This window comes from Aeromonas sp. HMWF015, assembly GCF_963878965.1.
GTDB classification, from domain to species: Bacteria; Pseudomonadota; Gammaproteobacteria; order Enterobacterales; family Aeromonadaceae; genus Aeromonas; species Aeromonas veronii.
Genome location: NZ_CAWNZT010000177.1, coordinates 26,064 through 30,196, shown reverse-complemented (window position 1 = coordinate 30,196; position 4,133 = coordinate 26,064). Strand labels below are relative to the sequence as shown.

Below are 4,133 nucleotides of genomic sequence, written 5' to 3'. Positions count from 1 at the left end.
GAGCATAAGCAGTTGGTTGGAATGCCCTGACAGGGTATATCGCAGCAATAAAAAAACCGGCTTGCGCCGGTTTTTTTATCTGTCTGCTCGAAGGCTGGCTTATTTCGCCAGGGACTCCGGCAGTTCTTCACGGATCTTGCCCAGCATCTCTTTCAGGACGCGCGGGTTGGCAACCACGATGTTGCCGGAGTTTTCGTAGTTGTGACCACCTACGAAGTCGGTGACGATGGCGCCAGCTTCTTTGGCCAGCAGTTCACCTGCAGCTGTGTCCCAGGGTTTCAGGCCGATTTCCCAGAAACCGTCTACGCGACCGGCAGCCACATAGGCCAGATCCAGTGCGGCAGAGCCGGAGCGACGGATGTCGGCACATTCGATGAACATGCTCTGGAACATCTTCAGGTAGGACTCGATGTGATGCTTCTGTTTGAACGGGAAGCCGGTCGCCAGCACGGTGCCAGCCAGCTCTTTGGCCTTGCCGACACGAATACGGTAGCCGTTCAGCTGGGCACCGCTACCACGGGTAGCAGTAAACAGTTCGTCACGGATGGGATCGTAAACAACGGCTTGTTCGGTTTTGCCTTTCACGCGCAGGGCGATGGAAACGGCAAAGTGCGGAATGCCTTTGACAAGGTTGGTCGTGCCATCCAGTGGGTCAATGATCCATTGGTAGTCCGGATTGGTACCGGCAATCTCACCAGACTCTTCAGCAACAATGCTGTGCTCCGGGTAAGATTTTTTGATGGTGTGAATGATGGCCGCTTCGGCTTCACGGTCAACGTTGGTCACGAAGTCATTGCTGCCTTTTTGGATAGCCTCAATGTTCTCGGGCTGGGAGAAGGCTTTTACTACAACTTGACCGGCGTTGCGCGCAGCGCGCACGGCGATATTCAGCATCGGATGCATAGGTTCACCACTGGATGTTAAAGAACGGGGGATAAAAGGACGCGGTATGATACCAGTATTTTGTGCGATGGCAACTGTTATCCCCCTACGACCAATTGATTACCACTGCCAGATTTGACGGCTCCAATATAGACCAGATCTGCGCTAGTCTTATCCCAGCAGCCGGATACAGGCTGTCATGAGCATAGGGATGTGAACCATGAATTTGTCATTAGTGAGTCAGAACGTGTCAGCGGCCAGCGAGGGATTGTTGGCCATCTTGCGGTCATCACCCGAGTATGGTGATCACTTTGCCCACATCACCGTGACCCCCCTGGCCCAGTGGCAACCGGCCAAGACGGAGGCGGCGATCCTGCTGATCGACGGCGATGCGCCCTGGCAGGATGCCGGATTTGCTCGGGGAGAGGATGAGACGATCGGTTTGCCGGTCTTGCCGCTGCTGATCCGCAAGGGGGACAAGGAGCTGACGGTCTGCGGGCCGGATGTGCGTGACCCCCGTTTCTATTTTGTCTCAAACGGCATCGTGCTGGATGAGTCGGAGCTGGCCGAGCCTGCCTGCAGCCGGGTGCTGTTGCGCAAGCTGGAGTCCTACTTCCCGCTGCTTTCCCGCCTGATCATGCTGCGCCAGCGCAAGCCGGTCGCCATGATCAACTAATATCTACCATTGCCAGAGCGCACCAGCGGCGCACCGTGGCCTTGTTTGGCCTACGGTGCGCCGCTTTTTAATGGTCTGGAGCCGGTCACTTGTTGCAGATGAGGCGGCTATGGTGTTGCACCCTGTTCCAACCGTGCAATCTGGCTATGACCAACAAGGAGTGAAGGATGATCGACTTTTATACCGCCGCAACACCCAATGGCTTCAAGGTGGCCATTGCACTGGAAGAGCTGGGATTGCCCTATCGGGTCATTCCTCTCGATTTGTCGGCACTGGATCAGAAGAAGCCCGAGTTTCTCGCCATCAACCCCAACGGCCGCATTCCGGCTATCGTCGATCGGGATAACGACGATTTCGCCGTGTTCGAGTCGGGCGCCATCCTCATCTATCTGGCGGAGAAAACGGGCAAATTGTTGCCGGCGGATCCCAAACGCCGCTCTCAGGCCATTCAGTGGCTGATGTTCCAGATGGGTGGGGTAGGGCCCATGATGGGGCAGGCCAATGTCTTCTATCGCTACTTCCCCGAGAAGATCCCCGCCGCCATCGAACGCTATCAGAAGGAGGGGCGTCGCCTGTTCGAGGTGCTCGACAGCCATCTGGCTCATCACGAATATCTGGCGGACGAGTACAGCATCGCCGATATTGCTACCTGGCCCTGGGTGCGAATTTATGACTGGAGCGGCATCTCCATCGAGGGGTTACCCCATCTGCAAGCCTGGATGGATCGGATGGCCGAGAAGCCTGCCTGCCAGAAGGGGATCACCATACCGCCGCGCAAGGAGCAGCCGGATGAGCTGATCAAGCAGGCGCAGCAGATGGTAACACGTTGATTTTGAACCGCAGACGGGGCGTAAAGCCCCGTAATATTAGAAAAACTAAGGCAAGCCGATTATAAAGATTCGTTCGTTTTTTGTGAGCTGAATCACTATGATGCCCCCATACCACCAAGCGTCCTGTGCGGTGGCTTGGCGGGCTCCCCGCCTACTGTTTCCAACACTGTTTTTGATTGCATCACAGCCTCTGTGATCAGATTCCTCTGGGCCATTTTGTGCCAGAGGGGCGGCAGCATTTTTTCGATTCTTTGGGACTGATATGGATCGGCACAGTTTTTATCCGTTGTTTTTATTGACCATTCTGATGGTCGCTGTGGGCCAGATGACCCAGACCCTTTATGTTCCCTCCATTCCCATGATGGCGGGGGACTTCAATGTGGCCTCGGGCCAGCTGCAGGCGGTGATGGCCTGCTACCTGATCCCCTATGGCCTCTCCCAGTTTGTCTACGGGCCGCTGTCGGATCGCATCGGTCGTCGTCCGGTGCTGATCGTCGGCATGATGGTGTTTCTGGTGGGCACCCTGATCATTCAGGTCATCCCCCATTTTGCCGCCTTGCTGGTGGGCAGCTTTATTCAAGGATTGGGTACCGGTGCCGGTGGCGCCATGAGCCGTACCGTGATGCGCGATCGCTACAACGGTGCCGAGCTCAACCGCGCCAACAGTCTGGTCAGCATGGGGGTGATCTTCTCCCCGCTGCTGGCACCGGTGCTGGGCGGCTGGCTGACCGAGCTGTTCAACTGGCGTGCCGGTTACTGGTTCCTGTTCGGTTTTGGTGCTGTAGCAACCCTGGCGATCATGGCCTGGTTTGGTGAGACGCTGCCTGCTGCTGCCCGTCAGCCGCTGCGCGTCGGTGCTGCCTATCGCCATGTACTGGGCAACCCCAAGTTTCAGGGCAACCTGCTCTGCCTGATGGCGACCTTTGCCGGATTGGCGGTATTCGAGGCAGCAGCCGGTGTGCTGCTCGGCGATGTGCTGAAACTGAGCGCCCGTACCGTGAGCGTGCTGTTCGTGCTGCCGCTGCCCGGCTATCTGTTCGGGGCCTGGCTCTCTGCCAAGCTGAGCTTCCGTTTGACTCAGGGCAAACTGATGCGGCTTGGCATCGCCTTTCTGGCGCTCGGCTCCCTCATCATTCTGGTACCGGGGCTGTTCGGGGTGGTGAGTGCCGCCTCGCTGGTTGGTGGAGCGGCCGTCTACTTCATCGGTAGCGGCATTCTCTACCCGACCGCCACTTCCTGTGCCATCGAGCCCTTCCCGGGTCAGGCCGGCACCGCGGGTGCCATTCTCGGCGGGATGCAGAATCTGGGGGCCGGTGTGGTGACCCTGCTGGCGGCCGGTTTCCCGATGACCGGGCAGGTGACGCTGGGGGCCATCATGACCCTGATGGTGCTGATCGTGGCGCTGAGTTTTGTCTGGCTGCGCCACCACGGCTCGCCTCACGAGCAGATGGCCATCTAAATTTGCTTGCCAGTTGCAAAACAAAGCCCGCCATTTTGGCGGGCTTTGTCGTTATGGCTGCTTGTTGGTGGGGGCATCTTCTGCCACCAGTTCAAGAAAGGCGCGCATGGCGGGAGTGATGCTCTGCTGGCGGGTCAGAAAGGCGGTATGGCCGATATTCTCCAGCGGAGCGAGTGGCAGGCAAACGAGATCCGAGAGTTTGCTGGCAGAGCAGGCGAGGCCGGCGCTGACGATGGCCCAGCCCAGCCGGTGGCGTACGGCGCTGACCAGATGGAACAGCGAGTCG

The 4,133-nt window shown here is 58.1% G+C and carries 5 protein-coding genes; 3 read left to right on the top strand and 2 right to left on the bottom strand.

Going from position 1 to position 4,133, the window contains the following annotated elements:
* Nucleotides 1-99: 99 nt before the first annotated feature.
* Complete coding sequence (gene suhB / locus AACS18_RS09275; RefSeq protein WP_162519690.1) at nt 100-903, bottom strand: inositol-1-monophosphatase; 804 nt, start codon at nt 901-903, stop codon at nt 100-102.
* Between the two features lie 199 nt (nt 904-1,102).
* On the opposite strand from suhB, the gene AACS18_RS09270 reads away from it, so the two are divergent.
* The 3 genes from AACS18_RS09270 (at nt 1,103) to emrD (ending at nt 3,847) form a co-directional block, all read left to right on the top strand.
* Nucleotides 1,103-1,558, top strand: coding sequence for a hypothetical protein (locus AACS18_RS09270; protein WP_064342011.1), 456 nt, complete (start codon nt 1,103-1,105; stop codon nt 1,556-1,558).
* A gap of 167 nt (nt 1,559-1,725) precedes the next feature.
* Nucleotides 1,726-2,388: a glutathione S-transferase family protein gene (locus AACS18_RS09265; protein ID WP_043819510.1), complete on the top strand. Its 663-nt coding sequence runs from the start codon at nt 1,726-1,728 to the stop codon at nt 2,386-2,388.
* Nucleotides 2,389-2,650: 262 nt separating this feature from the next.
* Nucleotides 2,651-3,847: a multidrug efflux MFS transporter EmrD gene (gene emrD / locus AACS18_RS09260; RefSeq protein ID WP_005333920.1), complete on the top strand. Its 1,197-nt coding sequence runs from the start codon at nt 2,651-2,653 to the stop codon at nt 3,845-3,847.
* A gap of 51 nt (nt 3,848-3,898) precedes the next feature.
* Here the strand turns inward: emrD and AACS18_RS23285 are convergent.
* Nucleotides 3,899-4,133 (bottom strand): substrate-binding domain-containing protein (locus AACS18_RS23285; RefSeq protein ID WP_258228901.1); only part of this gene is annotated, 235 nt, incomplete at its 5' end.

Excerpts from the sequence above, each read along its gene's own strand:
- AACS18_RS09265 (WP_043819510.1), top strand. The coding sequence starts at position 1,726 with ATGATCGACTTTTATACCGCCGCAACACCCAATGGCTTCAAGGTGGCC.
- emrD (WP_005333920.1), top strand. The coding sequence starts at position 2,651 with ATGGATCGGCACAGTTTTTATCCGTTGTTTTTATTGACCATTCTGATG.
- AACS18_RS09270 (WP_064342011.1), top strand. The coding sequence starts at position 1,103 with ATGAATTTGTCATTAGTGAGTCAGAACGTGTCAGCGGCCAGCGAGGGA.
- suhB (WP_162519690.1), bottom strand. The coding sequence starts at position 903 with ATGCATCCGATGCTGAATATCGCCGTGCGCGCTGCGCGCAACGCCGGT.